The sequence below is a fragment of the Streptomyces sp. NPDC091972 genome, from assembly GCF_044756385.1.
GTDB lineage: Bacteria > Actinomycetota > Actinomycetes > Streptomycetales > Streptomycetaceae > Streptomyces.
The window spans coordinates 73,904-100,706 of sequence record NZ_JBIVSV010000018.1 but is presented as its reverse complement, the minus strand read 5'-3'; the positions used below and the strand labels follow the sequence as shown (position 1 = coordinate 100,706).

Below are 26,803 nucleotides of genomic sequence, written 5' to 3'. Positions count from 1 at the left end.
CGTCAGAACTCTTGACTGAGGGAATCGTCAGGACTGACGATATCTTCAGAACTTGCGAGAGGGTTATGACCATGACCGACCAGGACCACCATGCGGATCTGCACAGCGAGCACGGCGCGCTCGCCGGCGAACACCGCGGACGTGACGCGAATCCCCTGATCAAAGTGCACGACCTCGCCTGGCTGGAGTTCGCCAAACCGGACCTCGAACGCACCGAGGTCTTCGCCGGGGCGTTCGGGTTCACCACCTCCCTGCGCACCGCGGACGAACTGCACCTGCGCGGCACGGACCCCGGCACGCCCTGCGTGATCGTCCGCAAGGGACCCAGGTCGACCTTCCTCGGGCCGGCGTTCCACGCCGCCGACGCGCAGGACGTGCGACGGCTCGCCGAGGCCACCGGGCACCGCGTCACCCGCCTGCCGGAGACCCTCGGGGGGATCGCCGCCGACACAACAGATCCCGGCGGGCTGCCCGTCCGGGTCGTCTCCGGCACGCACGAACTGCCCGCCCTGCCACCGCAGATACCGCATACACTCAACTCAGGACACGACCAGCGCCGTACCAACACCACGCAGCGGCCGCCGCGGGAGCCCGCCCGCGTGCAGCGGCTGGGGCACCTGGTGCTGCAGACGACGACCTACCGCCGGACCCTGGACTGGTACCTGAAGCACCTGGGCATGATCGTCAGCGACTTCCTGTACTACCCGGGGCAGCGCGAGCGCGGTCCGGTCATGAGCTTCATCCGCTGCGACCGCGGCGCCACCCCGACCGATCACCACACCCTGGCCATGATGCTCGGGCCGGTCAACCGCTACGTGCACTCGGCCTACCAGGTCGCCGACCTGGACGCGCTCGCCGCCGGCGGGGAGTACCTGCGAGACCACGGCTACCAGCGGTCATGGGGGATCGGCAGACACATCGAGGGCAGCCAGCTCTTCGACTACTGGCGCGACCCGGAGGGATTCCTCGTCGAACACTTCAGCGACGGCGACCTCTTCGACAACACCCTCGAACCCGGCTGGGCACCAATGACCGCCTCGGGCCTGGCCCAGTGGGGGCCGCCCGCCACCGCGGACTTCCTCGGCGTCAAGCCGGGCAAGGAGTCCCTGCGCGAGCTGCGCGGGATGTTCTCCGCACTGCGAGAAGACAACGAATTCGACCTCCGCCGCCTGCTCGGCATGCTGAAAGTGGCCCGTTCATGAGCACCTCCCTCCTGCGCACCGCCCACGCCTGGTACGTCCTCACCGACGGCGGCGCGACCAAGATCGTCACCGCGGCGACCACCACCGGCGAGTTGCTTGCCGACCGGCAGGCGATCCAGGCCGCCGCCGCGTCCCCGGCCACCGACCGCACCGAGGACCTCGCGCCGCTCTCCCCCGTCACCGCCCCCTGCCGGGTGGTCGCCCAGATGACCAACTTCGCCTCGCACGTACGGGATTCCGGGATGGACCCGGCCACCGTCCCACTGACGTTCTTCCGCAAGACGTCCGGGTCGATCGGCGGCCCCGAGGACGACGTCGTCAAACCCGCGCACGTGCGGCTGCTCGACTACGAGGTCGAGATCGGACTGGTCATCGGCCGCGCCATACCCCTCGGCACCGAGATCACCGCTGACACCCTCTCCGAGTACGTGGCCGGGGTGGTGGTCACCGACGACGTGTCCGCACGAGAGATCCAGCTCACCCGCACACAGTTCTACGAAGCCAAGTCCTACCCGGGTTTCACGCCGGTCGGCCCCGTCCTGGTACTGCTCGACGCCGAGGACTTCGCGCGCTTCCCCGACCTGCGGCTGACACTCTCCGTCAACGGCGAGCCGCGCCAGAACGCGCTCGTCGGCGGAGACATGGTCTACCCGCCCCTGGAGGCGCTGCGGGCGCTGACCCGGTTCCAGCGTCTCGACCCGGGCGACCTGGTGCTGACCGGAACACCCGCCGGCACCGCACTGTCCGCTCCGCCGAAGCCGGTGGAGAAGATCGCCGGCCTGCTGCCCCCGGCACTGAAGTGGCGGCTGTTCTTCAAGGGCCAGGCGAAGAACCCGAAGTACCTGGCAGACGGCGATGTCATCGAAGCCCGCGTCGCCACCGACGACGGGAAGCTCGACCTCGGCACCCAGCGCACGACGGTGAGGTACGCGCGATGACCGAAGACCTCATGTGGCCGCGCTACGCCGAACCCGCTGACCTGGACGCGATCGAGTCCGTGCCGCTCGAGGCGCGCGGACTGCCGGATTCGACCTACGCGCTGCTGGCACGCGCGGCCCGGCTGTGGCCACAGCGCACGGCCACCAGCGTGCTGCCCGACGCCACTCGCTGGCGCGAACCCGCCACCCGCACCTTCGCCGGCCTGCTCGCCGACGTGCACCGCTACGCCAACCTGCTGCGCGAGCTGGGAGTGCGGCGCGGCGACGCCGTGGCGCTGATGTCGCCCAACTGCGACGACCTGGTGCCCGCGACGCTGGCCGCACAACTGGCCGGGATCGCCGCACCGCTCAACGGCGCCCTGTCCGTAAGCCACCTCACCGCACTGCTCCGCCGATCCGGCGCCCGCATCCTGATCACCGCCGGACCGGAACTGGCGCCAACGGTGTGGGACACCGCGCGCGCACTCGCCGGTCAGCTCGACACCCTCCTCGTACTGCGCCCGACCGGTGCGACCGGTGCCCCGCCGCCCCTTCCCGACGTCGCCGGAGTGCGCGTCGCCCATCTCCACGACCTCGCCGCCGACTCGGACCCCGACACGTTCACCGGCGCACCGCCACGCTCCTCGGATCTGGCCGCGCTCTTCCACACCGGCGGCACCACCGGCGCGCCGAAGCTGGCAGCGCACACGCACGCCAACGAGATCGCCGACGCCTGGACGGTCGCCGCCAACTCCTCCGTCGACGCGGACTCCGTCATCTTCGCCGGGCTGCCGCTGTTCCACGTCAACGCGCTGGTGGTCACCTTGCTCGCACCGCTGTTCAAGGGCCAGCAGACGGTGTGGGCCGGCCCGCTCGGCTATCGCGAACCCGAGCTGTACGGGCAGTTCTGGAAGATCGTCGAGCACTACCGCATCGCCACGATGAGCGCGGTGCCCACCGTGTACGCGGCGCTGGCGCACGTGCCGCTGGACGCCGACATCCGCGCCCTGCGCTTCGCCATCGTCGGCGCCTCGCCGCTGCCCGCCGCCGTCCGCGAGAGTTTCCAGGCACACACCGGCGTGGAACTGCTCGAGGGCTACGGCCTGACCGAGGCCACCTGCGCCAGTGTGCGCGGGTTCCCCGGCACACCGCGGCCGGGAGTCGTCGGCCAGCGCATGCCGTACCAGCGGCTGAAGGTGGTCGACCCCCGGACCGGGCGGGAACTGGCGCACGGCGAGACAGGCGTACTGGCCATCAGCGGACCGACCGTGTTCCCTGGCTACGTCGTCGGCTGCGACGAACGCGGCCACGCACTGGACGGCGGCGGCAAACTGGCCGACGGCTGGCTGAACACCGGCGATCTGGCCGCCGTGGACGAAGACGGCTTCGTCCGCCTGGCGGGCCGCACCAAGGACCTGATCATCCGCGGCGGCCACAACATCGACCCCGCCGTCATCGAGGACGCCCTGCTGGCGCACCCAGCGGTGACCGCGGCGGGCGCGGTCGGCCGCCCCGACGAGCATGCCGGCGAGGTCCCCGTCGCGTACGTCACGCTCACCCCCGGTACGGCAGTCGACGAGGACGAACTGATGGCCTTCGCCGCCGAACGCGTCACCGAACGGGCCGCCGCACCCAAGTCCGTGACGGTGCTCGACACCCTGCCGGTGACCGCCGTCGGCAAACCCTACAAACTCGCCCTGCGTGCCGACGCCACCCGCCGTGTGATCCGCGAGGCCCTCGCCGGGACCGGCGAGGCCCACGCGGTCGTCGAGGACGGGACAGTGGTCGCGGTGGTCAGCACCTCCGCAGACAACAGCGTCGTGGTGAAGGCCGTGCTCGACCGCTTCGCCGTCCCCGCCCGCGTCGAGGTGCGTCCGTGAGCGTCCCCGTCGTGATCGTCGGCGCCGGACCGACTGGCCTGACCGCCGCCTCTCTGCTCGGCAGGTACGGCGTCGAGTGCCTGGTGCTCGACCGCTGGAAGGCGGTCTTCCCGCAGCCCCGCGCGGTGCACCTGGACGACGAGGTCTACCGGACCCTCGGGCGCCTGGGACTGGCCGACGTGTTCGCCGCCACCTCATGGCCCTGCTACGGGCTGCGGTTGCTGGATCCCAGCCAGCGGGTGCTGGCCGAGTTCCGGCGCGCCGCGGGCGACGGACGCCACGGCTATCCGGAAGCCAACATGTTCGACCAGCCCGACCTGGAGCGCCTGCTGCGCGCCGGCCTGAGCGGCCCCGTCACCCTGCGGGGCGGAAGTGAGGTCGTCAGTGTCGCGCAGAGTGCGCACGGCGTCCGCGTCGATGTGATCGACACGGACACCCGGCGACGGGAGACGATCGAAGCGGAGTATGTGCTGGGCTGCGACGGTGCGAACAGCCTTACCAGGACAGCCATCGGCGCGACGATGGAGGACCTCCGGTTCGAGCAGCGCTGGTTCGTGGTCGACATCGCCACCACCGCGGACCTCGGGGCGTGGGAAGGCGTGCACCAGGTCTGCGATCCGCACCGCGCCGCGACCTACATGCGCATCGGCAAGACCCGCTACCGATGGGAGTTCCGGCTGCTGCCGGACGAGAACCGTGAGACCTTCCGCGACCACAGCCGACTGCGCCCCCTGCTCGCGCCCTGGACCAAGGACATCCCGGACAGCGACCTGGACGTTCTTCGCGTGGCCGAGTACACCTTCCGCGCCCAGGTTGCGGACCGGTGGCGCGAGGGGAGGGTGTTCCTGCTCGGCGACGCCGCACACCTCACCCCGCCCTTCGTCGGCCAGGGGATGGGCGCCGGGATCCGCGACGCCGCCAACCTCGCCTGGAAACTCGCCGGCGTACGGGCCGGCAGTCTGCCCGAGTCGGCGCTCGACACGTATCAGACCGAGCGCAAGCCGCACGCGCGCACGATGATCCGGCTGGCGGTTGTGATCGGCAAGGCGATGACCGAAGGCGGGCGCCCGGGGGAACTGATCCGCCGCGTGCTGGCACCGAGACTGGCCAGGACTCCCGGATTCTCCGGCCGCGTCCTCGACAGCGAATCACCGCCGCTGCACCGGTCGGACATGGTGACGCGGCCGCGCCTCGGCCGCTCGCTCGCCGGCCGCCTGTCCCCCAACGCCGTTCTCGCCGACGGCAGACGACTCGACGAGGCGGCGGCCGGCCGCTTCGCCCTCGTCACCCGAGAGGAACTCCGGGCCCCGCAACGGGCGGTCGTCCAGCGCCGTGGGGCGGTGCTTGTACACACCGAGCCGTCCGGAGAACTGCACCGCTGGCTGCGTGCGGGCCGTGCCCGTGCCGCCGTCGTCCGTCCGGACGGAACGGTGTTGGCTGCCGGCCGCTCACTCACCCGGCTGCTCGCGAAGCTGCCCCAGTTCGACCTGGTTCTCAACGAGGAGAGCACACATGAGCACATCTGACAGGATCTCGCGACGTCGCGCGCTGGCCACCGGCGCCGGAGTTCTGGGAGCCGGCCTTCTGGCCGGCGTCCCGGGAGCCGGCCGCGCCCAGGCGGACACCGGCGGAGACGCCTACTGGCACCTGCGCGTGAACCTGGCCGGCTACCGCGCGAAGACGGCACGGATCGGCGACGTGAACTTCAGTTACCGCGAGGGGCCCGCGAACGGTCCGGCCCTGCTGCTCCTGCACGCCCAGCAGATGGACTGGTTCAGTTACAGCCGCGTCCTGCCCGCCCTAGCGGCGTCGTTCCACGTCTTCGACGTCGACTACCAGGGCCACGGCACGACCACCACGTCGACGGACTACCCGATGAACGCCAACCGGATCGGCGCCGACCTCGCCTCGTTCGTCGAGTCCGTGGTCGGCCGGCCCGCGTTCGTCACCGGCAACTCCTCCGGCGGCCTCCTCACGGCCTGGCTCGCGGCCAATCGGCCCGACCTGGTCAAGGCCGCGATCTTGGAGGACCCGCCCCTGTTCGCCTCGGAATACCCGCGGATCATGAAGACGATCGCTTACCGCGACTTCGCCTCCAGCGCCAAGGCCGTGGCACAGGACATCCAGGATTTCCTGCTGTTCTGGATCTCCGACAACGAGGAATTCATCACCCAGAACGTCGGTGACGGCGCGGCCGCCGCGCTCACCGCGGCCATCAAGGCCCAACGCCTGCTCGTCCCCGGCCGCCCGGTGGAAATCCCGCTCCTCACCGACGACACCATCCGCCTTTTCGTCCGTGGCATGGACTACCAGTACGACCCCCGCTTCGGGGAGGCGTTCTACGACGGCACATGGAACTCCGGCTTCGATCACGCCACCGCTCTGGCGAAGATCTCCGCACCCACCCTGCTGATGCACGCCAACTACTCCTGGGTCGACGGCGACATCCTCTACGGCGCCATGGACCAGAACGACGCCGACAAGGCGATGACATACCTGCCCCACGGAACCTACAAGCGAGTCGACGCCAGCCACGTCACCCACCTCGACAAGCCGCAGGACTTCATCGACACCCTCACCGGATTCTTCACCCAGGCGTGAGGGGAGGCTGCTTCGCGGCAGAATCGCTTTTCCGTGTTCCAGTGCGTGGTCCAGTGCATCAGCGGCGACGCAGCCTGTTGGCCAGTGCCGCCTGCGCTCCCGCGTTCGGTGTGGTCGTGGGGCCTGCCTTCAGCACGACCACGTTGCGCTCCAGTTGTTCATGCTTGACGTCGCGAAGTTCCAGGCCGAGCCCGTCGCCGGCTGTGCCCGTCTTCATGGTCAGCTGGACATCGCGATTACGGGCGAGGGTGGCTTTGATCGGTTGCACGGCGCGACCTGCCGCAACGTCGGATTCGTGCATCCGTACGTCTGCACCCGGTGAGATAACCCCCACGCCCAGCCAACGCACCAGCCGTCCAACCAGGTACGGCACGCCGTCAGTTGGGGAAGAGGCGTCGAGCGCTGAGCCAGATCGCCCACGGGTTCACACGTTCCGGATACTGCTCCTTGAGCGCGTTGAAAAACTGTGTCGCATCGCTCGCCTTCCCAAGAACCGAGGCTGCCGCATCGAGGTAGCGGCGGGTCTCGTCGATGTCCGAGGGCGAGTCGCCTCGTCGAGTGTCCTTGTGGCTGGCGACCACGAAGCGGGGATGCAGGTCAGCGACGGCGTCGAGGGCGCGGTGCCAGGCCTCCAAACCGCCGTCCCGCCCCTCGCCGACGTACTGGTGCACGTTGTTGTACACAACGTCGCCTGCGACAACCAGGTCGAGTGACGGGACGTGCAACACGCTCGTGTCGTCCGTGTCCGAGTGACCGACGTCGACGGCGAAGAGCGGCTGCCCGTCGAGCTCCAGCCCTGCATCGGCGATGGCAGTTCCGTTGACCGTGATGGGCGGCTCGGGGAGAGCGTCACCGAAGAAGCTGATGTACCGCTCGGAGATCTGCCCGTTCGGCGTCTCGCGGCGAATGCGAGCAAGGGTCTCTCCGGTCGCGACCGCGGTGGCGTCCGGGAAATGCCTGAGGAGGTAGTTGGTGGTGAGGTAGTGGTCGGCGTGTCCGTGGGTCAGGTAGATGTACCGCAGCGACACATGCCGGCCTTCGAGCCACTGGATGAGCGCGTCAGCCTGCCCTTGCGTGATCGGTGGGTCTGTCAGCAACGCCTCGGACGGCCCGTAGATCAGTGTGTGCGACAGCGATGACCACTGCGACGGGCAACCGTCCGGCGCCGGAGGGCTGGCGGCCGGAACCATGTCAGAGACGAAGACTTCGTAACGGAGAGTGGAGGACGGACTTGCAGGAATGACGGACATGCGGCTTCCTTCCAACGTCGAATGACGTAACCGTAACATTTTTGGTTACGTCATTCATCACGCTGTGGCGCACGTAAGCAGCAGAAGTCTCTTCGAGACCTGCTCTAACCAAACGAAGTATGCTTCTGTCATGCCACGCAACGAAGCAGCCGCGGGGAGCGACAGCGCCCTGCACGTAGGCGATGGCGGCGCCGGCAGATTCCGAGTGGCTCCGGCGCCCGACAAGCTGCGGCTGGTGCAGGACCTTCTGAACACCGCCCCCGTCACGAAGCGTCGAGGTGATGTGCCCGACCTCCTGGATGCACCCGATTCCGCCGCCAAGTGGCTCAGCGGCCACGGCATCAGCGCCACCAGTCCGGGCGTGAACAGCCTCCGGGAGTTGCGCGACGCGATCCGCCGCTCGCTCATCGCGCGTGACCACGGCCCCGATGCGGTAAGCGGCCAGGCCCCTGTGGTCATCGAAGCATCGGCACGTTTGCGGCTCGACGCCGACGGGATCGTGAGATTTGCACCTGGTCCTGCCGGGATCCCAGCACTCATCGAGCACGTACTGACCGCAATCCACGACGCGCAACGTGCCGGCACCTGGCGCCGCCTGAAGCTGTGCCGCAGCCAGGAGTGCCTCGTCGCTTTCTGGGACAGTTCCAGAAACACCAGCGGCGTCTGGCACGACGTCCGCACCTGCGGCAATGCCGAAAACCTGCGCAAGTCACGGGCACGCCGGGCCGCCGACTCGACTGCTTGAAGGTCATGGTCGCCGCCCGATGACCGTCGCCGCACATGCCGGGCGTGCTCCGAGGCCGAACGGCATGTCCGGCCTCGGCATCCTGACCAAAGCCGGTTCCTAGATGCTGCACGGTGAATCGCCCGGTGATGGCGCAATGCCCATGCGCAGCCCGCCGGCCGAACCAGCCGCCCGGACAGCCAGCCGCTTCAACTCCATTCTTCGCAGCAGTCAACCTCATGGCGACGACCGAAATGATGCGGTTACGAGGGGAACTCGACGACCCGCCCCCGAAAACTGAGGCCCCGTTCGGCAGCGGTCATCCCGTCCCGGATCAGCCTTCGCCGGACGGCCGCACGAACGTACGCAGCCGGAAAGCAGGTCGTTACGCACTGACCTGTCCAGACCCCGAACATGCCGACCGGTCTTACCGGCCAGGGCGGAGTCCATCAAGCACAACGTCGGTCAGCCGATCTCCGAGTTCCGCGTACTTGTTCGTGAACCCGGTGAGCGGTGGCCGGATCTCACGGTGGCGGAGATCAAGCTCCTTGTGGTCGGATGCCAGGCGATGCGCCGTCAGGCGCTCTCTTACGCACCTGACCCCAAGCCGGTCGAGGGCATCTGGTCCCTGCTGCGGCGCGGGACTGTCCAACACCGCCTCCACCACCCCGAGCACCTCATCCAAACCGTCCGCCAGGGCTCGCGAAAGATCCGGTACCGCCCCTGCTTCGTCGACGGACGCCTCGCCGGATCGGGCCTGTCACTCACTTCGGCAACATCATGAGCGCACCAACCATCAGGTCGTCATCGACGCCGAAACACGCGGAACGTCGTCGTGGTCCGCCAGCATGTCGCCGGAAACGCAACGACTGCAAGGCATAGGAGGATCCGACGCCAAGCCGCCGTGGGCAAGACGATCACGATCGCCGACGGCGGCTATCCCGCCACCGGGCCCGTCATGCACCACCGCCGACGCAAGGGCGAAGACCTTCCGGACTGGAGACAGGAACACAACACGCCCCCAAGCGGGCCCGCGCCCGTGTCGAACACGTCTGCGCCGTATGAAGACCTGGAAGATCCTCCGCGACTGCCGACTCAAAGGCGACGGAGAGCACCACGCCATGATCGACATCGCCCACCTGCACAACCTTGCACTCGCCGCATAGCCGTGTGGCCCGCACCGCGACCCACGCCCTCAAACAGCTCGAAGATCATTACGGGACCGCCCTACGCCATGAATCGAACAGAGTCGGAGGCAGGTGCCTCCCGTAGTGGTGAACATCTGCAGTCGGACGATCGGCCAGAATTGCTGGCGGCCAAGGCTGTCGGCCCAGGCGTCGAGTTCGTCGTCTGTGTCGTGGACGAAGCAGGTCTCGAAGTGCCCCAGCCCGAAGCGCGCGCCGGCAACAGACGGAAACCAGTAGTGGCCGGGCCGACCGGGTCTGCGGCCATGCTCATCGCCTGCACGTTCAGCCGGGCACGACGCTGAAGCATGAGGGGGCTTGAGTGAGTGTCAGGTCCATCATGCCTGGTCGAAGCCGCTTTCGGTAGGACGAAGCGCACGCCCGTACAGCCTTGTTGCAGGTGGTGCCGTGACCGCAGACTCGTCGTCATCCACTCTCCGGCCAACGGGCCGGCATCCGTCATCGGCTGCCGGCCCCGTTCGCCGTGCTGTCTCGCCGTGTGACATGTGCCGGCCGGGGAGGGACGGGGACGAAGGGGATCAATGGATCAGGACATGGTTGTGCTGGCGAGGGTCAGGCTGCTCAGTGCCAACCGCCGGGTGGTGCGAGGTGCCGAGGGGCTGTGGATCTACCGCCTGCTGACGCAGGTCGAGCCTGAGGTGTACGGATCGAAGCTGGCGTACGTCCTGGTGGAGGAGAGCGGCTCACCGCTGGTGCAGGAGCTGCCCGAGCGCAGGCTGGCCCTGCTCGACGAGGCCGTAGAGGTGGCGCAGGCCCTCAGTTCAGCCAACCCGTACCGAGAGAAGGTACTGCAGAGAGCACTGGCCGCGAGAGCTCGCACGATGCCATAGCTCCAAGCGGGCGGCCCCGGCGCGGCCGGGGCCCCCGCCCTCGATCGCAGCCACCTTTCGGCGAGAGTCGCGCCGAGGCTGGCTCTGTCGCAGACAAGCCCAGGCCGACCGGGCGCGATGCGCGTCGGCCTCGCACCCGGCCAGATGCCCAACATGGTGGCTACCACGGAGTTGTCGACGATTTCCATCACAGTGATGGACAGGGTGTCAGCGATCAGCGCGCGATCCGGATCGGCTGCGGCCATGGCAAACCGGTGCGCCGGACGCCGCGGGCGGTGAGCGCGTAGCCGAAGATGAAGATGAAGGCGAGAACGACCGTCAGTGCGATGGTGATGCCGTTGCTCAGGCCCGCCGTGGTGCCGATCGCCATGCCCAAATCTCGCCGATGGCGCATCCGGTGAGGCAGTGCAGGGTGGCGCTTGTCGCCGTCGGCCAGCCGCCGACCAGGGAGCCCGCATGGTGTAGGTGCTGGGTCAAGATCCGCACCTTTCGGGGGCACGCCGACCGACGCACTCCGGCGTCGGTCGGCGGAAGCGGCTCAGTGGAAGCGCTTGACGAATGCCAGGGCGGTATCGGCGACCTCGCGCCAGCCGCTGTCGATGGTCAAAGAGTGCCCGCGGCCCGGAACCTCGACGATCTCGGTCGGGTTCGGATTGTCCTTCTGCTGCTTGTAGGAGGCGTTGGCGATGGCCCACGGCACGGTGTGGTCCTTCTCCCCCGAGATGATCAGCAGCGGGCCGCGCTCGGGGTTGCCGGTGTCAACCTTGGCCTCGGTCCACGGGTTGAAGTTCGCCACCGCGGCTTGGAACAACGGTTCACCGGAGGCCGGGACCGCATAGGTCGCGTACAGATGCCGGGCCTCCTCTTCGGTGACCGCGTTGGCGAAGCCGTACCGGAACTGGTCGTAGGTCAAAGGCACCGCCCGGTGATAGTTGGCGGGGTTGCCGAGGACGGCGCTGGCGACCCGCAGTGCGGAGATCGGCAGGGGCAGCACGCCGCGGAACGGTGCCGGATCGATGGCCACGGACACGGCCGACAGACCGCGACCGGCGGTGATCTGGGTGATCAGGCCGCCGAAGGAGTGACCGACGACGGCAGGTTTGCGGTCGAGTTTGCCGATCAGGTCGCAGAAGTGGTCGGCGACCTGGCCGACGCTCTTCCGAGCGAAGACCTCAGGGTTGGCGTGGGCTTCCTCGACCGTCTCCGGGTCGTCGGGCCAGCCGGCCACGACCGGGGCGTAGCCGGCGTCACGGAACACCTCGGCCCAGCGCTGCCAGCTCGAGGGCAGCAGCCACAGGCCGTGGATGAAGATCACCGGCGGTTTGCCGCTGGCGTTGGCCGCCTCGATCTGGGCAAGGTCGGTCTGCAAGGACATGTCATCTCTCCGTCTTCAGGATGGTGCGCAGGAAGGCGATGGCCTGGCTGATGGCGGCCTCGGCTGCGTGCGTGTTCCGCAGCGCGTTGAGCATCACGAAGTCGTGGATGATGCCCTGGTAGCGGACGGCGGTGACCGGGACGCCGGCCTCGCGGAGCTTGTTGGCGTAGGCCTCGCCCTCGTCGCGCAGCACGTCGGCCTCGGCGGTGATGACCAGCGCCGGTGGCAGGCCTGTCAACTGCTCGGTGGTGGCCCGTAGCGGCGATGCCGTGATCTCGGCGCGCTGCGACTCGTCGGTGGTGTACTGGTCCCAGAACCACCGCATGGCGTCGCGGCGCAGGAAGTAGCCCTCGGCGAAGTCGTGGTAGGAGGCGGTGTCGAAGTTGGCGTCGGTGACGGGATAGAACAGCACCTGGCCCGCGAGGTTCAGATCACCGCGCTGTTTGGCCATCAAGGTCAAGGCAGCCGTCATGTTGCCGCCGACGGAGTCGCCGGCCACGGCGATCCGGGTGGCGTCAAGTCCGTGCTCGGCGCCGTGCTCGCTGACCCAACGGGCGACGGCGTAGTTCTCGTTGATCGCCGTCGGGTACTTCGCTTCGGGCGACAGGCTGTAGTCAGGGAAGACGACCGCCGCGCCGGTACCGGCGGCGAGTTCGCGGACGAGCCGGTCGTGGGTGTGATTGTTGCCGAACACCCAGCCGGCACCGTGGATGTAGAGGATCACCGGCAGTGGGCCTTCGGCGTGCTCCGGCCGGAAGATCGTCAGAGCGGGGTCGGTGAACGACTCCTTTGTCGTTGCCGGCACCACCGGTTCCGGGCTCTGCACCTCATCGACCACCTTGCGGCCCTCGACGGGGCCGAGATCGAACAGGTACGGCGGCTTCGATGTCGCGTCAGCGAAAGCCTGGGCAGAGGCTTCGAGGACTGGTCTGGACACAGTGCTCTCCTGGTCTCATGAAGACGGGGCCGACGCGGTCGACGACCAGGCCCGGTCCCGGACGGCGTACCCCCGGCCGTCAGACGAAACGCTAAGGACGGGAGCGCTCCCGCACATGTATGAGAGCGCACGGAATTTGACTGAGCGTGCAACCACGAAAGAGGGTTTCCGCTGGTAGGAGCGGTCGTCTACATTGCCGACATGCCTGTCCTACTGAGCACAAGGGATGTGGAGGAACGGCACCGCCGGGACGCCATCCTCACCACCGTGCAAGAGACTTGCGGACGCACCGACATCACTCTGGAGAACACCGGCGGGCCGGTGAGTGCTCAACTGGAGTTCTGGCCTCTCGGGACCGCGGTGCACACCTTCTCGTTCCACGGCACCGGCATGCGGATGACGCAGACCGCCCGGCACGTCCGGCTCGGTGCCCCGGAACAGTTCAGCCTGAGCATTCACGAGAACGCCACCGGCCGGACCCGGGCACCCGGAGTGGAACGGCGCCTCGGGCACGGCGACGTGATGCTGATGGACCAGACCGACGAGTACGACTACCACCGCATCGGCGACGGCGGCACCCGCGCGCTCGGCTTCGACATCACCGCGCTGGACATCAGCGTGGACCAACTCCGCCGGGCCAACCGCGAGTTCCTCACCAACCCCCTGCTCGGGCTGGTCCGCCAGCACATCACCTACGTCCTGCAGAACGCCGAGCAGCTGTCGATGTCACCGGCCGCCGCCGCGATCGGCACGGCCTCCGCCGACCTCGCCCGTGCCTTCATCCTTGCCGCCCAGGGCGACACCGGCCGGCGCGAGGCGCTGCACGAGACCCTGCTGGCCCGGCTCACCGCCTACGTTCGAGCACACCTGACCGACGCCGACCTGACTCCCGCACGCATCGCCGCCCACCACAACATCTCCGTGCGCCACCTGCACACCGTCTGGTCCCACGGCACCGGCAGCACCTTGGAACAGTGGATCATGATGGAGCGTCTGGCCGGCGCCCGCGACCAACTCGCCACCGGCCGGTCCATCACCGCCCTGGCGCATGCATGGGGTTTCACCGACGCCAGCCACTTCACACGCCGCTTCCGGCAGGCCTTCGGGGTGGCCCCCCGCGACTGGCGCAGGGAGCAGTGACGGACCCGTGGTCATCCACCTCGACACCCGTGACCTACCGCCGCAGGACCGCGACGACGCGCTGCGCGACGTCATGCGACAGGCCACCGTGCCCGCGGCGGTCCACCTCGAACAGCCCACCGAAGCACGCCTGGGCTACTGGCGGCTCGGCGCCGCCGCCAGCGTCTACAGCCACGAGGGTTCCGGCCTGCACCTCACTCGCGGCCCTGCTGAACTACGCCAAGCTGCACCGGAGTTGGTCGCCCTGGCGCTGCAGACCGCGGGCCGCGGCGACTACCGGCAGCACGACACCGAGCACACCGTACGCACCGGCGAGCTCATGCTGGTCGACCTGACCGCACCCTATGACTACCGGTGGAGCGGCACCGGCGGATCGTTCGCCGTCCAGATCGAGCACACCCAGCTCGGCCTGCCTGTCGAAACCATCCGGCGCGGGGCCCTCCACCTGAACCGCGACCCTGTCACCTACCGGATGCTGCGCAACCATCTCACCCAGCTACGCCGCGACGTCGACGGCATCGACGCCCTGCCAGGGCCCGCGGCACTGGTCGGCACCGCCACCGCCGCCCTGGTCCGCGCCCTGATCCTGACCGCGGCCGACGAACCGGTGGCATCCCCGGACGACCGGCTCGCCCGTATCCGCCACTGGATCATGCAGCGCCTCGGTGACCCGGCCCTGACCCCGGCTCAGATCGCCGCCGCCCACGACGTCTCCCTGCGCACGCTGTACAACCTCTGGCGACACCCGACGCTCAGCCTCACGCAATGGATCACGCAAGAGCGACTCGAAGCGGCCCGCCGCGACCTGACCCTCGCCGACTCCCAGCCGATCGGTGCCGTTGCCCGTCGTTGGGGATTCACCGACGCCGCCCACTTCAGCCGTCGGTTCCGCACCGCATACGGCATGAGCGCACGGGAATGGCGTCACCTTCATCGTGCGCGCCCTCACCCTGAAGTCGGCAACGGCCCGTCAGCAGGCAAACGAGCAGAACGCGAGCAGTCCGATCCCGGCTAGCAGTCGGGCGCGTTCCTGCGTCGGGCTGCAACGCAGCGGTGGGGGGATCATCAGGCAGACGGCGAGTCCGAGGAACACTTCGTGAATGTCGTCGGCTTCGTTCCCAGCGGATGCGCAGGCGGGGAAGCCGTGCAGCCACGAGACCGTCCGCTCGACGAACCAGCAGAGGACCCCCAGGCCAGTGACGTGAGGGCGGCCTGGCCCAAGGCCCCCTGCTCTCTGGTCCCTGCTCTCGCACACCGGAAGCGGCGCCGCCGTATCCTGTTCACCGCGCCCGCGGCCTCGACGGCGGCGATGGTCACCTCATACCTCATCAGTTGGCTGTACGGTGTGAAGATCCGCCCATGCCCTGGCACCCGACCTGGGTGGCACCCGGAGTCAGGAGCACTCAACGGGTTCCTGACGGCAATGGTGCAGCCCCGCCCGCCCCTCCCCCAGGTCGGAGAAGATGTCCCATTCATCCGTCGATGTCGGCGCTCCCACTCCCGATCCCGTCACGATCCTCCTCGTCGAGGACGACGAAGTGATCCGTAGGTCGGTCGCGATGGCGCTGGAGCGTTACGGCTACCGCGTCATGACGGCCGGCGACGGACTGACCGGTCTCGAACTGTTCCGGGAGGGCATGCACGACCTGCTGTTGCTGGACGTGATGCTGCCGGAACTCGACGGCATCGGGCTGTGCCGCCGCATCCGGGAGACCAGCATGGACCCGATCCTGATGATGTCGGCACGTGGCGACGGGCTGGACGTCGTCGCCGGCCTGGAGGCGGGCGCCGACGACTACGTGGTCAAGCCGGTAGACACCGCTGTGCTGGTGGCCCGGATCCGCTCATTGCTGCGGCGGGCCACCTTCACTCCGGCCGCCGCACTCACGGGCCGACCGGAGCAGGCAGGCACACGGGCCCGGTCGGGCCACCTCGACCAGTCCGACCAGCGCGCTCTGCTCGTCTTCGGGGATCTGGCCATCGACACCGCCGGCCTGGAGGTGTTCCTGGCCGGCGAGCCGATCGCGCTGGCCCCCACCGAGCTGCGGCTGCTGCTGGAGTTCGGCGCGAATCCCGGCATCGTCCTGGACCGGCAGACCCTTCTGCGCAACGTGTGGGACTACGGCTGGGACGGTGACAGCCGCGTCGTCGACCTGTGTGTGCAGCGGCTGCGGAAGAAGATCGGGTCCGAGCGGATCGAGACGGTCCGAGGCTTCGGCTACAAGTTGCGGCGCTGACATGGGCACCGTCCGAGCCCTGCTCCACTGGCGCTCGCTGCGCTGGAAGATCGCCGTGTTGGTGGCCGTGGCATGTTGCGGCATCGCGCTGACGGTCGGCCTGCTGGTGCACCGCAGTACCTACGAACGATCGATGAACGACGGTGCGGCCAAGGCCTACACCGCCCTGAGCACCGCCCTCACCTCGGACAGCCCGGACGCGACGGACAGCCTCGTCCACAACCCCCAGGAGATGCCACCGGCCCTGGCGCGGAGCGTGCGGGCTCATGGCGAGGCCGCCCTGTACGACGAGAGCAACCGGTATCAGCCGCGGATGTGGGCCGGGCGACTGCTGTCTGACGGCAGCATGGCGGCGACCTTCGTCGACATGACCCCCGACCAGCTCAGCCGCAACGCCCTGGACCGGCACATGTGGCAGTACTCCCTGCTCGCGCTGGCCGTCGTCGTACCCCTCTCGGCCCTCGCCGCCGAACTGCCCAACCGGCGGCTGCGGCGGGTGGCGCTGACCGCCCGCCGCATCGCGGCGGGGGACTTGGCCGCCAGGACCGAGATGCGCGGCCGGGGCGGCGACGAGATCGCCGAGATCTCGGACACCGTCGACTCGATGGCCGACAGTCTGCGGGGCCGACTGCGCAGCGAACAGCGCTTCACCGCCGATGTCGCACACGAGTTGCGCACCCCGCTCATGGGTCTGGTCACGTCCGCCGAGCTGCTCCCGGACAGTGAGGCCACTGACCTGGTCAGGGACCGGGTGCGGGTACTGCGCACCCTCGTCGAGGACCTGCTGGAGATCTCCCGGCTGGACGCCGGCGTGGAACGCGCCGAACTGCGGCCCGTCGTCCTCGCCGACGTGGTCCGGGACTCGCTGGCCCGCACCGGAGTGGAGGCGCGGCTCGTTTTCGACGGCGCGCCCGTCGTGGCCGAGACCGACCCACGGCGGCTCGACCGGATTATCGCCAATCTGGTCATCAACGCGCATCGGCACGGCAGTCCACCGGTCGAGGTCACCGTCGACGGGACGACGGTCGTCGTCCGCGACCACGGCTCCGGTTTCCCCGGCAGCCTGCTCGCCGAAGGGCCGCAGCGTTTCCGCACCAGCACGCCCGACCGTGGCCCCGGCCACGGTCTCGGGCTGACCATCGCCTCGGGCCAGGCCCAGGTCATCGGTGCGTCGCTGACCTTCTACAACGCCGCCGACGGCGGAGCCGTCGCCACGCTCCGGCTGCCGTCAGCCGGCTGACGCGACAGGGCTGATACACAACGGATGACCGGCCGAGCGGTGCCGGATCCACGGCCACGGCCCTGCGGAGACCTGCCCCGGCCACAGTCGTCGACGTGCGAACGCCGCACCTCGGTCCCCAGGAGGCACCGCTCCCATGCGCCTTTCCCGTGATCCTGGCCTGCGCGGCCCACGCCAAGCGAGACCACGGCGGCCACTGTCGGCGGCTCGCCGGTGGTGTTCTCCTCGCCCGGCAGACCGACCGGGCGCCCCTTCCGTGGTCCTCCTCGGCGCCGGAATCATGGCCCTGATCATCGTGGTCGTTCTCGGCATCGCCTTCCGGCTCACTTCCGGCGACGGCGACTCGCGCGCCGGCCAGACCACCGCGCGGACGGTGAGCTCGGCAGCGGGGACGTTGCCCTGGCCGAGGGAGGGCCAGACGAGCGTCCTGGTCGAGGGCGTCGGTGATCGTGGTGATCTCGGGACGAAGGGCGCACAGAAGCCCGTGCCGATCGCCAGTCTCACGAAGGTGATGACCGCGTACGTGATCCTCCGCGACCACCCGTTGCGGATGGGCGAGACCGGCCCCGACATCACCGTCGACCAGCAGGCCGACGACGAGTCCGTGTCGGGTGTGGAGTCGAGCGTGCCCGTCAGGCAGGGGCAGCGGTTGAGTGAACGGCGGCTGCTGGAACTGATGCTGATCCCCTCCGGGAACAACATCGCGCGTCTGCTGGCCCGTTGGGACGCCGGCTCTCAGGAGGCGTTCGCCACGAAGATGAACCATGCGGCCCACGCCCTGGGCATGCGCCACACCACCTACACCAGCGCCAGCGGCTTGGAGTCCACGACCACCAGCACATCCGCCGACCAGCTGAAGCTGGCACGGCAGGCCATGCGCGACGAGGTGATCCGGTCCATCGTTGCGATGCCCAGCACCACCGTCCCCGGTACATCCGGCCGGACCTCCAACACCAACGCGCTGCTCGGCACGTCCGGCGTGATCGGCCTCAAGACCGGATCCAGCACCCCCGCCGGCGGCAACCTGATGTGGGCGGCCACGGCACCCGACGGCAGCGGACACGACCGTCTGGTCCTCGGCGTCGTCCTCCACCAGCACGCCGGCACCAGCCCCCAGCAGGGCCTCCAGGCCGCCTTCGCCAACAGCGCCACGCTGATCGAGGGCGTACGGCAGTGGCTCGCGCAGACCGAGCCCGGGACGAGGTGAGAGCACATGGCATCCACGCTCGACACCCCTTCCCTGAGACCGGCGCCCTCTCCCCCACCCGAGCCCGGCGCTGACACCGGCGTCTGGCGACGCGGCCGGATCGTCGCGGCCGTCGCACTGCTGGCCGCGCTGCTGATGCTGGGCCACGCCCACATACCCAACCGGGTCGGCAACCTCGGCAGCCTCATCGAGACCTTCCTGCCCTGGACGGGCCTGGCCGTGCCGCTCCTGCTGCTGTGCGCGCTGGTCCGCCGGTCCGCGACCGCCGCCGTGGCCGTCCTGCTGCCCGCGGTCATCTGGTGCTCGCTCTTCGGCGGGACGCTCATCGACAAACAGGCCCGCGGCGGAGATCTGACCGTCGTGACACACAACGTCAACGAGCACAATCCTCACCCGGCGCGTACAGCACGCGCCCTCGCCGCCTCCGGTGCCGACGTGGTGGCCCTCGAAGAGCTGGGCGGTGCGGCGACACAGGAGTACGTCAGCACGCTGGCCCGCGCGTACCCGTACCACTCGGTGCAGGGCACCGTCGGCCTGTGGAGCAGGTACCCGATCGCCGATACCAGGCCCGTCGACATCTCGCCCTGGACGCGCGCCCTGCGCACCACCGTCCACACCCGCAAGGGACCGGTCGCCGTCTTCGTCGCCCACCTGATGTCGGTCCGCTTCACCTCCTCCGGCTTCTCCACCGACGACCGCAATGCCGCAGCGCGACGCCTCGGCGCCGCCCTGCGAGCCGAAACTCTGCCTCGCATCGTGCTCGTGGGTGACTTCAACGGCACCCTCGACGACCGGGCGCTGTCCGCCGCCACCTCCGGGCTGCGCTCGGCCCAGTCCGCTGCGGGCGCCGGGTTCGGCCTCACCTGGCCCGCCTCGTTCCCCGTGGTGAGGATCGACCAGATCCTCGTGCGTGGTGTGGACCCACGCGCATCCTGGACGCTGCCCGCCACCGGCAGCGACCACCTGCCGGTGGCGGCCAGGTTGGGGTTGTGAGTAGGTGTTGTCTTTCCGGTCTTGAGAGCGACGAGTACGCGGACACCGACTCGTCCGTCCAGCGCATCGCATGCAGGACGATCACGTCGTCGCACAGCCTCAGCACTCTCAGACGCTCCCGCCCCGACCAGGCGACTGCCCCTTAGTCGGGGTCTCTATGGCTGTGGTCGAGGTTAGGGAGCCGCGGGCCGCGAAGCTCCGGGAGGCTTCGCTCCCCTGCATGGTGTGTGCGATACGCCGTCGGCGCGGGCGCCGCTTTCGACGTGGTCATCCTCGGGGAGTGGAGCGAGGAAGCGGGAGCCGGCCGCTCCTGACGGCACCCCGTCGTCCCTCCCCGGCGATGACGACCACCTCGTCGCCGTCGGACCAGCGCCGGCGGTCCGCCTTGGGGGGATTGAGGCGCAGCCCGTACCCGGGGGCCCGGCGGGCGTCGGCCTGGCTGCGGTAGCCGATGGCGCACTCGCCCCGGGCGCGTGCCGCCGCGACGACCGTGGCGAAGGACGTCTCGTGGCCGGTCACGACGTAGTCGGCGGCCGACCGCAGGTGGATCTGCGTGCCGCCGGCCGAGAACAGTTCGTCGAACACGTCCGCCAGGTGGTGGTTCTGGGAGATCTGCGCCATCAGCAGCCCGATGAGCTTGCCGCTGATGATCACGTCCGCTCCGGGGCCGAGCGGGGCGAGGGGCCGGTTGGCGTCGTCGGTGAGCTCGGTGACCAACGGCAGCTCGCGGCCGGTGCGCCGTTCGAGGTGGCGCAGGACGAGCAGGGTGACGAGTGTGCGGGTGTCCGGCTCCTCGGGGGGCTCGCCGGCCGGTGGCTCCTGGCCGAGCACGATGACGCTGTCGTAGGAGCCGAGATCCAGGCCGGCCAGGGTCTCCGGGCGGGTGGTGTCGCCCCTGAAGGGCACACAGGTCCAGCCGGAGCCGTCACCGTCACCGTCACCGACGTCACTGTCGTCGTCGTAGGCGGCCCGCACCACGGCCTCGTCCTGGTCCGCCACCACGTCGACCACGGAACCCGGGGGTGCGTTGCGGCCCCACTCCCGCAGGACGAGGGGTGCGCGGCGGTTCCAGCCCAGCATCAGCAGCCGCTCCGGCCGGGTGTCCGACGGCCGGGGGCCCGCCACGGACCGCTCGTCGACCAGCGGCGCGCAGTCGGCGAGCTCGGCGGTGTCGTCGTCGGCGGCGATGACGAGGAGCTGGTCGTCGGGTTCGAGCACCGTCCGCGCGGGCGGGTTCAGCCAGGGCACTCCGTCGCGGATCAGCCCGACCGCGCTGGCGTTGCCGTAGGAGAGCAGCGCTTCGCCGAACTCCCGGCCGGTCAGGGACGGGTGGGTGGCCGGGTAGAACTCGTCCCCGGCGAAGTCGAGCAGGTCGCGGTGGACCAGGGACAGTCCCGGGCGGCGCGCCGCCTGCGCGATCAGCCGGGCGGTGACGGTGTCGCTCTCCAGGACGACGCCCCGGGCCCCGGCGGCCAGGCGGGCGGCGAGCAGGTAGCCGCTGTCGCGGACGGCCGCCACGACGGGCACGGTGACATCGGCTCCGCGCGCCGTCGCCCTCAGGGCCAGCAGTGCTTTGACGACGTCCGCGTCGCTGCGGGACGCGTCGGGTGGCAGCACGATCACCGAGTCGGCGGTGGCCGGACTGGTCAGTGCCAGCACGGCCGGGTCGGCCGACGGACCGCTGCGGCAGATCAGCCGGGTCCGGCCGGTCGGGCCGACCTTGCTCTGCAGGGACTCCTCCATGGCCGTCTTGTCCCGGTCGGCCAGGATCGCCACGGCCGATCGCCGCTGGTTGGCGCCCGCCGCGACCAGTTCGCTCACCACCGTGAAGACCTGTTCCGACCAGCCGAGGACCACCACGTGGCCGCGCTCCAGGAGCTTGGAGCGGCCGCGTCGCAGGGCGATGAGCCGCTCGGTGAGCCCGGTCGTGATGAGACCGACGAGGGTCGAGACGTAGACCAGGGCGACCAGGGCCAGCAGCACCGACAGCGCCACCCGGGCCGGACTGCCGGTGGTGCCGCCCAGCCGCATCGTCTCCCCGGTCAGGCGCCAGACGGCCGCCACCTTCCCGGAGAGGGTGGCGGGGGCGTGCCCGCCCGTCCACACCAGCGCCGCGCTCGCGGGGACGACGACGGCCAGGCAGGCCAGCACCAGCCAGCCCACCAGGGCCGAGGTGCCGCGCGCCAGGGTCGTGTCGAACCAGTACCGCGCTCGGGCACCCGTCCCGGGCCGCTGTTCCACTGTGTTCCCCCTCCGCGCGCAGGTCTCTGTAGGGGGCAGTGTCCTGACCCGGCCTCGCGCGCCGGGCGGCACGGAGGCGCGATTCATCCCATCGCCGTAACCGGGGGCAGGCGCCCTCGCGTGCGTGCCCCCGCGCACCTGGTCCGCACCGGTTTGAACGGGGGCTTTCCCTCGTCCGTGGCAATTCACCACAATCCTGAGCGAACCGGTCCGGTGGGCCCGTAGAAGTTGCGACATGACCGAGCGTCAGCAGGCCGACGCCGATCACGGCTGCCTGACCAGACGTACGCTCACGACGGCTGCGGGCACGACCGCCGCGGCCGCCTTCCTCGGCGCGGGCAGCGCGGCGGCGCTGCCCGCCCAGTCGCCCCTACGCAATCCCGCCCCGGCGGCGGCCCCGTCCGCAGCACGTGGCGCGGACTTCGACCGCTGCCTCGCCGTCGCCCGGGCCCTGCTCGTCGTCGACGACGACGGCCGGCCCCTCGTCCCCGGCTACCGGCGCGTGCTCAAGGACGGCCTGCCCCGCACCCGGACGGCCAAGAAGGTCCTGGTCATCGGGGCGGGCCCGGCCGGCCTCGTCACGGCGTGGCTGCTCCAGCGCGCAGGACACCACGTGACCGTCCTGGAGGCCAACGGCAACCGGGTAGGCGGGCGCATCAAGACATTCCGCCGCGGCGGCCACGAGAAGGCGGCTCAGCCCTTCGCCGACCCGCGCCAGTACGCCGAGGCCGGCGCGATGCGGCTGCCCGGCAGCCACCCGCTGGTGATGGACCTCATCGGCCAACTGGGCTTGAAGAAGCGGCCGTTCTACTACGTCGACGTGGACGGCCAGGGCCGGCCCGCCGCTCACACCTGGATCCACGTCAACGGCGTCCGCATGCGCCGCGCCGACTACGCCCGTGCCCCCCGGCGCATCAACCGCTCCTTCGGCGTCCCGCGCGCCCACTGGGACACCCCGGCCGCGGCCATCCTGCGCTCGGTCCTCGACCCGGTGCGCGACGAGTTCAGCACGCTCGGGCCGGACGGCAAGCGCACCGACAAGCCGCTGCCCGAACGCATCCAGGGCTGGGCCAGGGTGATCCAGCGCTTCGGCGACTGGTCGATGTTCCGCTTCCTGACCGAGCACGCGGGCCTGGACGAGCGGACGGTCGACCTGATCGGCACCGTCGAGAACCTCACCTCACGGCTGCCGCTGGCCTTCGTGCACAGCTTCATCGGGTCCTCCCTGATCAGCCCGGACACCGCGTTCTGGGAGCTGGAGGGCGGCACGGCCGTCCTGCCCGACGCCCTGCTGGCCAAGGTCCGCGACACCGTGCGGTTCGACCGGCGGGTGACCCGGATCGAGTACTACGACCCCGACCCCGGCCGGGGTGGCGGCGACACCCGGCACGTACGCGACCGAGGACCACACGTGTGGGTGGACACCGTCTCCGAGGGACGGGGCGGCCCGGTCGTGCGCGAGCAGTTCACGGCGGACGCGGCGGTGGTGACCGTGCCCTTCTCCGGCCTGCGGCACGTGCAGGTCAGCCCGCCGATGTCGTACACCAAGCGCCGAGCGGTCACCGAACTGCACTACGACAGCGCGACCAAGGTGCTGCTGGAGTTCAGCCGCCGCTGGTGGGAGTTCGACGAGGCCGACTGGAAGCGGGAGCTGGGCCGCGTCGACCCCGGGCTGTACGACGCCTACCGCGCCGGACGGACCCCGGGCGACGGCAGCCTGCTCGGTGCCCACCCGTCCGTCCCGTCCGGCCACATCACCGCCGGCCAGCGCACCCACTACGCCGCGAACCGCGCCGTCACCCGCGACCAGCCGGCCGCGGTCGACGTCGTCGGTGGCGGCTCGGTCTCGGACAACGCCAACCGGTTCATGTACCAGCCGTCCCACCCGGTGCCAGGCAGCGCCGGCGGGGTGGTCCTGGCGTCCTACAGCTGGGCGGACGACGCCCTGCGCTGGGACTGCCTGGACGACGAGGCCCGCTACCCGCACGCCCTGCGCGGGCTCCAGGAGGTGTACGGCCAGCGGATCGAGGTCTTCTACACCGGCGCGGGCCGCACCCAGAGCTGGATGCGCGACCCGTACGCCTACGGCGAGGCGTCCGTGCTGCTGCCCGGCCAGCACACCGAGCTGCTCACATCCATCCCGGCCCCCGAGGGGCCGCTGCACTTCGCGGGCGACCACACCTCCGTGAAACCGGCGTGGATCGAGGGAGCGCTGGAGTCCGCCGTGCGCGCCGCCCTGGAGGTCCACTCGGCGTGAACGCGCCTGGCGCCGCTCCCCGTGAGAGGGGGCGGCGCCGGGCGTCCCGGGACAGCGCACCTGTGGCGTGTGTCGGAAATGCTGTGGTTTTGGCTGGCGTGAGTGTGAGGAGGCAGAGTCACAGGTATCTGGATGAGGGAGCGGCAGGCCCGGGCTTCGGTGTAGTCGTGTGCTCCCGCCGGCTCGCAGTGGTCTGGTCGTCGCCCCGCAGTATGAGACAGGCGGCTCGTCGTACAGTTCTGCGGCTGCGCCGTGCCGGGCGGGAAGCGAGCGGATCGCGAAGATCGGTGTGGACGCGGACAGCGAGGACAGGCCGGCCCCAGCGGTGCTGGTGCCGCACCGGATGGCGACCACAGAGCAGATGCACCGGGTGGTGGCGACCGGTGTGTCAGGATCGAGCACACCAGGCGGCGCTTGGCCCGGCTGCGGGAGGAGTGGCTCATCGACCGGATCACGCTGCCGCAGGCCGGGCGCGTCCTCCTGATCCGGTGCGCGGCGGAAGCAGCTGTCCGGTCATGGGCCGCCGGAGTCGTCGAAGAGCGAGAGGCGGACGGTGATGCGCTTGCCCACCGGCTCCCGCCGCACCTCGAAACCCTGCGCGACGGCCATCACGATCTCCAGACCGTGCTGGCCCACCCTCCCCACGTCGGCGGCCCGCGCCACCGGCAACACCGGATCGCAGTCCCACACCACCACCTCCACCACATCGCCGATGACCCGCACATCCAGCAGCACCGGGCCCGGCGCGTACTTGAGGGAGTTGGTGACCAACTCACTGACCACCAGCCGGGTCACGTCCATGGCGCGCTGCGAAACCGGCAGGCCATACACGGTCTGAACGTAAGTGAGGAAATCCGCGGCATGCCGACGGGCATCGGATATCGACGTGCTGTCCCCTTCCAGCGCCACCGTGGTCTGGAGGGCCTGCTCCCCGGGCACCGGGGCGTTCTCACCCACTGAAGTTGATTGCATCGCGGTCCGCCTTTACCCCGTACACACCTCACGCCTACCCGCAGCACAGGCTTTACGCCTTCGACATGAAGGTATTGCCCATCCTGTCCAGGGGCAGCACTGCAGGTGAAGTCGCTGGTGTGCCAGGATCACCCACATGACCGGGGACGAGATGCCAGACACCGAACAAACGGCGCAGCCAGGCCATCTGTCGATCGTGGACACCTCCAGCGCAGGCATCCGCATCCTTGCCCTCGCCGGTGAGATCGACGACGACACCGGCGAAAAACTCCGTCAGGCGCTGGACGTCTCCGGCACCCCACGGCCCCGCCTCGTGCTCGACGTACAGCGGGTCACCTTCATGGACTCCACCGGCATCAACATCCTCATCGCCGCCCACCAGACCGTCACCGCCGCCGGCGGCTGGCTCCGCCTGGCCGCACCTACCAGCCCCGTCCAGCGCATCATCCAGATCGTCGGCCTCGACACCCTCATCGACTGCTATCCCACCCTCCGCGAAGCGCTCAGCCACTGAGCTGTGAACGGTGACCGGATCACAGCTGCACCCCGGCACCCCCGCTGCCCGGCGCCATCTCGGTGCTGGCATCGTGCGTGGTCGGCAGCAACTGAGCGCTCCGCTCACATACGTCTGCCGGCTGTCGTGAGGGCATGCCGGCGGACGCGGCCAGCGCAGGGCCCGGGATGCGATCAAGCACTGCGTGACTGGCCTGCGGCCGCTTTCTTCCCTGCGGCCGGTCTGCGACCGCACCTACGGTCGCAGGAGCCGGTCGCGGCCGATGGCGCGGCCGATGGCCGCGGGCTCAGGTTGTCGGCCGCCGACGCACGCCAAGCCGCACGGGGAGGCGGGAGCTCCAACGGTCTCGTTCCAGCGCGGCTCGAAGTCGCACCAGGCCGGGGCGCCGTGCATCCTGTCGGCGCAGCGTGAAATGGACGCCCCCTGTGTGCGGCGCCGCCAGGTTGTAGAAGCAGGCGATCATCGTTGCGACAGCCGTTCCCAGCACCGTTTCCACCAGCACCGTGACGGCGAGGAGAGTCAGACCCCACATGAGCGAAGGCCCTGGCTGTCCCGGGCTCACCGCATCGGTCACGACCCATGAAAGACAGGCAGCCACGGCCAGAGCCACCCCCACCCCGAAAGACACCAGGGCGCCGGTCAGAGCCACGGACCACAGATCGATCTCCGCCACACGCAGCTGTGTCACGGCGGCCGGGGACGACTGGGAAGACGGCGGCGGCGAGGCCTGACCGGCATCAACGGGCGCATCCGCACGGCCGTGCTGTACGGGTGGCGTGTGATCAGGCGGCAGTACGACTGGCGCGCCGTCGTCCGGAGCCTGCGCCGTCTCGACGCAAGTGACGCGGGCTCCAGCCGTGTCACCTCCGGCACCGCCGGCCACGGGCCCGGTGGAACGGCGCTGGCGGTTCGGCCCTTCGCGCCGTTCTCCCGGGGCTCTCCCCCGCTGAGTGCGGGCGCGTCGGTCGCGAGCACTCTTGGCCCGGCCCATGCTGCTCTCCTACCTGTCAACGAGATTGCCTGAAACCGATGGCCGCCAGACGCCGGACGCCAGCCCTCGAAGGGTCACCCAGCGTGAAGC

Annotated in this window: 23 protein-coding genes and 1 pseudogene; 16 read left to right on the top strand and 8 right to left on the bottom strand. The window is 69.8% G+C overall.

The window, feature by feature from the left end; all coding sequences use genetic code 11:
• Nucleotides 1-71 precede the first annotated feature (71 nt).
• Genes ACIQJT_RS37925 through ACIQJT_RS37905 form a run of 5 tightly spaced genes read left to right on the top strand, consistent with a single transcriptional unit; the run spans nt 72 to nt 6,600 of the window.
• A complete protein-coding gene (locus ACIQJT_RS37925) occupies nt 72-1,202 on the top strand; it encodes a VOC family protein (RefSeq protein ID WP_402650163.1) in 1,131 nt (376 codons plus the stop codon).
• Complete coding sequence (locus tag ACIQJT_RS37920) at nt 1,199-2,140, top strand: fumarylacetoacetate hydrolase family protein (protein ID WP_402650162.1); 942 nt, start codon at nt 1,199-1,201, stop codon at nt 2,138-2,140. The genes ACIQJT_RS37925 and ACIQJT_RS37920 overlap by 4 nt, the downstream gene beginning before the upstream one ends.
• The gene (locus ACIQJT_RS37915) at nt 2,137-3,999 is read left to right on the top strand and encodes an acyl-CoA synthetase (protein ID WP_402650161.1); all 1,863 of its coding nucleotides are present in this window, start codon (nt 2,137-2,139) and stop codon (nt 3,997-3,999) included. Before ACIQJT_RS37920 ends, ACIQJT_RS37915 begins: the two co-directional genes overlap by 4 nt.
• Nucleotides 3,996-5,525, top strand: coding sequence for a bifunctional 3-(3-hydroxy-phenyl)propionate/3-hydroxycinnamic acid hydroxylase (locus ACIQJT_RS37910; protein ID WP_402650160.1), 1,530 nt, complete (start codon nt 3,996-3,998; stop codon nt 5,523-5,525). The genes ACIQJT_RS37915 and ACIQJT_RS37910 overlap by 4 nt, the downstream gene beginning before the upstream one ends.
• The gene (locus ACIQJT_RS37905; protein WP_402650159.1) at nt 5,512-6,600 is read left to right on the top strand and encodes an alpha/beta fold hydrolase; all 1,089 of its coding nucleotides are present in this window, start codon (nt 5,512-5,514) and stop codon (nt 6,598-6,600) included. The genes ACIQJT_RS37910 and ACIQJT_RS37905 overlap by 14 nt, the downstream gene beginning before the upstream one ends.
• A 58-nt stretch (nt 6,601-6,658) precedes the next feature.
• Here ACIQJT_RS37905 and ACIQJT_RS37900 read toward each other — a convergent pair whose 3' ends face one another.
• Together ACIQJT_RS37900 and ACIQJT_RS37895 are read right to left on the bottom strand one after the other, a co-directional pair.
• Nucleotides 6,659-6,901 carry a hypothetical protein gene (locus ACIQJT_RS37900; protein ID WP_402650158.1) on the bottom strand — a complete coding sequence of 81 codons (243 nt, stop codon included), beginning with the start codon at nt 6,899-6,901 and terminating at the stop codon, nt 6,659-6,661.
• A gap of 76 nt (nt 6,902-6,977) precedes the next feature.
• Nucleotides 6,978-7,850, bottom strand: coding sequence for an MBL fold metallo-hydrolase (locus tag ACIQJT_RS37895; protein WP_402650157.1), 873 nt, complete (start codon nt 7,848-7,850; stop codon nt 6,978-6,980).
• 130 nt (nt 7,851-7,980) lie between these two features.
• Between ACIQJT_RS37895 and ACIQJT_RS37890 the strand changes: the two genes are divergently transcribed.
• The 3 genes and pseudogenes from ACIQJT_RS37890 (at nt 7,981) to ACIQJT_RS37880 (ending at nt 10,609) form a co-directional block, all read left to right on the top strand.
• Nucleotides 7,981-8,595, top strand: coding sequence for a CGNR zinc finger domain-containing protein (locus ACIQJT_RS37890; RefSeq protein WP_402650156.1), 615 nt, complete (start codon nt 7,981-7,983; stop codon nt 8,593-8,595).
• A gap of 767 nt (nt 8,596-9,362) precedes the next feature.
• Nucleotides 9,363-9,740 (top strand): annotated as a pseudogene (locus ACIQJT_RS37885) (transposase); the annotation flags it as partial.
• 572 nt (nt 9,741-10,312) lie between these two features.
• Nucleotides 10,313-10,609: a hypothetical protein gene (locus ACIQJT_RS37880; protein WP_402650155.1), complete on the top strand. Its 297-nt coding sequence runs from the start codon at nt 10,313-10,315 to the stop codon at nt 10,607-10,609.
• A gap of 214 nt (nt 10,610-10,823) precedes the next feature.
• Here the strand turns inward: ACIQJT_RS37880 and ACIQJT_RS37875 are convergent, their stop codons facing one another.
• The 3 genes from ACIQJT_RS37875 to ACIQJT_RS37865 form a co-directional block, all read right to left on the bottom strand.
• Nucleotides 10,824-10,979, bottom strand: coding sequence for a hypothetical protein (locus ACIQJT_RS37875; RefSeq protein ID WP_402650154.1), 156 nt, complete (start codon nt 10,977-10,979; stop codon nt 10,824-10,826).
• Nucleotides 10,980-11,147: 168 nt separating this feature from the next.
• Entirely contained in the window at nt 11,148-11,984 is an 837-nt protein-coding gene (locus ACIQJT_RS37870; RefSeq protein ID WP_365464023.1) for an alpha/beta hydrolase, read from the bottom strand.
• Nucleotide 11,985: 1 nt separating this feature from the next.
• A complete protein-coding gene (locus ACIQJT_RS37865; protein ID WP_402650153.1) occupies nt 11,986-12,921 on the bottom strand; it encodes an alpha/beta hydrolase in 936 nt (311 codons plus the stop codon).
• Between the two features lie 201 nt (nt 12,922-13,122).
• Between ACIQJT_RS37865 and ACIQJT_RS37860 the strand changes: the two genes are divergently transcribed.
• The 6 genes from ACIQJT_RS37860 to ACIQJT_RS37835 all read left to right on the top strand — a co-directional run bounded on the left by ACIQJT_RS37860 (nt 13,123) and on the right by ACIQJT_RS37835 (nt 19,738).
• Nucleotides 13,123-14,061: a helix-turn-helix transcriptional regulator gene (locus ACIQJT_RS37860; RefSeq protein WP_365464028.1), complete on the top strand. Its 939-nt coding sequence runs from the start codon at nt 13,123-13,125 to the stop codon at nt 14,059-14,061.
• A 7-nt stretch (nt 14,062-14,068) separates the two neighbouring features.
• Nucleotides 14,069-15,076: a helix-turn-helix domain-containing protein gene (locus ACIQJT_RS37855; protein WP_365464031.1), complete on the top strand. Its 1,008-nt coding sequence runs from the start codon at nt 14,069-14,071 to the stop codon at nt 15,074-15,076.
• A 448-nt stretch (nt 15,077-15,524) separates the two neighbouring features.
• Nucleotides 15,525-16,298, top strand: coding sequence for a two-component system response regulator CseB (gene cseB / locus ACIQJT_RS37850; RefSeq protein WP_402650152.1), 774 nt, complete (start codon nt 15,525-15,527; stop codon nt 16,296-16,298).
• A gap of 1 nt (nt 16,299) precedes the next feature.
• A complete protein-coding gene (locus tag ACIQJT_RS37845) occupies nt 16,300-17,538 on the top strand; it encodes an ATP-binding protein (RefSeq protein WP_402650151.1) in 1,239 nt (412 codons plus the stop codon).
• A 280-nt stretch (nt 17,539-17,818) separates the two neighbouring features.
• Nucleotides 17,819-18,745, top strand: coding sequence for a D-alanyl-D-alanine carboxypeptidase family protein (locus ACIQJT_RS37840; RefSeq protein ID WP_402650150.1), 927 nt, complete (start codon nt 17,819-17,821; stop codon nt 18,743-18,745).
• Nucleotides 18,746-18,751: 6 nt separating this feature from the next.
• Nucleotides 18,752-19,738, top strand: a complete 987-nt coding sequence (locus tag ACIQJT_RS37835) for an endonuclease/exonuclease/phosphatase family protein (protein WP_402650149.1) — start codon at nt 18,752-18,754, stop codon at nt 19,736-19,738.
• Between the two features lie 267 nt (nt 19,739-20,005).
• Here ACIQJT_RS37835 and ACIQJT_RS37830 read toward each other — a convergent pair whose 3' ends face one another.
• Entirely contained in the window at nt 20,006-21,979 is a 1,974-nt protein-coding gene (locus ACIQJT_RS37830; RefSeq protein ID WP_402650148.1) for an NAD-binding lipoprotein, read from the bottom strand.
• Nucleotides 21,980-22,214: 235 nt separating this feature from the next.
• Here ACIQJT_RS37830 and ACIQJT_RS37825 point away from each other — a divergent pair, with 235 nt between their 5' ends.
• Nucleotides 22,215-24,236: a flavin monoamine oxidase family protein gene (locus ACIQJT_RS37825; protein ID WP_402650147.1), complete on the top strand. Its 2,022-nt coding sequence runs from the start codon at nt 22,215-22,217 to the stop codon at nt 24,234-24,236.
• 513 nt (nt 24,237-24,749) lie between these two features.
• On the opposite strand, the gene ACIQJT_RS37820 is transcribed toward ACIQJT_RS37825, so the two are convergent.
• The gene (locus tag ACIQJT_RS37820; RefSeq protein WP_402650146.1) at nt 24,750-25,208 is read right to left on the bottom strand and encodes an ATP-binding protein; all 459 of its coding nucleotides are present in this window, start codon (nt 25,206-25,208) and stop codon (nt 24,750-24,752) included.
• Nucleotides 25,209-25,344: 136 nt separating this feature from the next.
• Here ACIQJT_RS37820 and ACIQJT_RS37815 point away from each other — a divergent pair, with 136 nt between their 5' ends.
• Nucleotides 25,345-25,722 carry an STAS domain-containing protein gene (locus ACIQJT_RS37815; protein ID WP_365464054.1) on the top strand — a complete coding sequence of 126 codons (378 nt, stop codon included), beginning with the start codon at nt 25,345-25,347 and terminating at the stop codon, nt 25,720-25,722.
• A 286-nt stretch (nt 25,723-26,008) separates the two neighbouring features.
• Here the strand turns inward: ACIQJT_RS37815 and ACIQJT_RS37810 are convergent, their stop codons facing one another.
• Nucleotides 26,009-26,395, bottom strand: coding sequence for a DUF3566 domain-containing protein (locus ACIQJT_RS37810; protein ID WP_402650145.1), 387 nt, complete (start codon nt 26,393-26,395; stop codon nt 26,009-26,011).
• Nucleotides 26,396-26,803 lie beyond the last annotated feature (408 nt).

Excerpts from the sequence above, each read along its gene's own strand:
- ACIQJT_RS37860 (WP_365464028.1), top strand. The coding sequence starts at position 13,123 with ATGCCTGTCCTACTGAGCACAAGGGATGTGGAGGAACGGCACCGCCGG.
- ACIQJT_RS37875 (WP_402650154.1), bottom strand. The coding sequence starts at position 10,979 with ATGGCGATCGGCACCACGGCGGGCCTGAGCAACGGCATCACCATCGCA.
- ACIQJT_RS37880 (WP_402650155.1), top strand. The coding sequence starts at position 10,313 with ATGGTTGTGCTGGCGAGGGTCAGGCTGCTCAGTGCCAACCGCCGGGTG.
- ACIQJT_RS37920 (WP_402650162.1), top strand. The coding sequence starts at position 1,199 with ATGAGCACCTCCCTCCTGCGCACCGCCCACGCCTGGTACGTCCTCACC.
- ACIQJT_RS37905 (WP_402650159.1), top strand. The coding sequence starts at position 5,512 with ATGAGCACATCTGACAGGATCTCGCGACGTCGCGCGCTGGCCACCGGC.
- ACIQJT_RS37815 (WP_365464054.1), top strand. The coding sequence starts at position 25,345 with ATGACCGGGGACGAGATGCCAGACACCGAACAAACGGCGCAGCCAGGC.
- ACIQJT_RS37915 (WP_402650161.1), top strand. The coding sequence starts at position 2,137 with ATGACCGAAGACCTCATGTGGCCGCGCTACGCCGAACCCGCTGACCTG.
- cseB (WP_402650152.1), top strand. The coding sequence starts at position 15,525 with ATGTCCCATTCATCCGTCGATGTCGGCGCTCCCACTCCCGATCCCGTC.
- ACIQJT_RS37895 (WP_402650157.1), bottom strand. The coding sequence starts at position 7,850 with ATGTCCGTCATTCCTGCAAGTCCGTCCTCCACTCTCCGTTACGAAGTC.
- ACIQJT_RS37870 (WP_365464023.1), bottom strand. The coding sequence starts at position 11,984 with ATGTCCTTGCAGACCGACCTTGCCCAGATCGAGGCGGCCAACGCCAGC.
- ACIQJT_RS37925 (WP_402650163.1), top strand. The coding sequence starts at position 72 with ATGACCGACCAGGACCACCATGCGGATCTGCACAGCGAGCACGGCGCG.
- ACIQJT_RS37890 (WP_402650156.1), top strand. The coding sequence starts at position 7,981 with ATGCCACGCAACGAAGCAGCCGCGGGGAGCGACAGCGCCCTGCACGTA.
- ACIQJT_RS37900 (WP_402650158.1), bottom strand. The coding sequence starts at position 6,901 with ATGCACGAATCCGACGTTGCGGCAGGTCGCGCCGTGCAACCGATCAAA.
- ACIQJT_RS37835 (WP_402650149.1), top strand. The coding sequence starts at position 18,752 with ATGGCATCCACGCTCGACACCCCTTCCCTGAGACCGGCGCCCTCTCCC.
- ACIQJT_RS37845 (WP_402650151.1), top strand. The coding sequence starts at position 16,300 with ATGGGCACCGTCCGAGCCCTGCTCCACTGGCGCTCGCTGCGCTGGAAG.
- ACIQJT_RS37820 (WP_402650146.1), bottom strand. The coding sequence starts at position 25,208 with ATGCAATCAACTTCAGTGGGTGAGAACGCCCCGGTGCCCGGGGAGCAG.
- ACIQJT_RS37840 (WP_402650150.1), top strand. The coding sequence starts at position 17,819 with ATGGCCCTGATCATCGTGGTCGTTCTCGGCATCGCCTTCCGGCTCACT.
- ACIQJT_RS37825 (WP_402650147.1), top strand. The coding sequence starts at position 22,215 with ATGACCGAGCGTCAGCAGGCCGACGCCGATCACGGCTGCCTGACCAGA.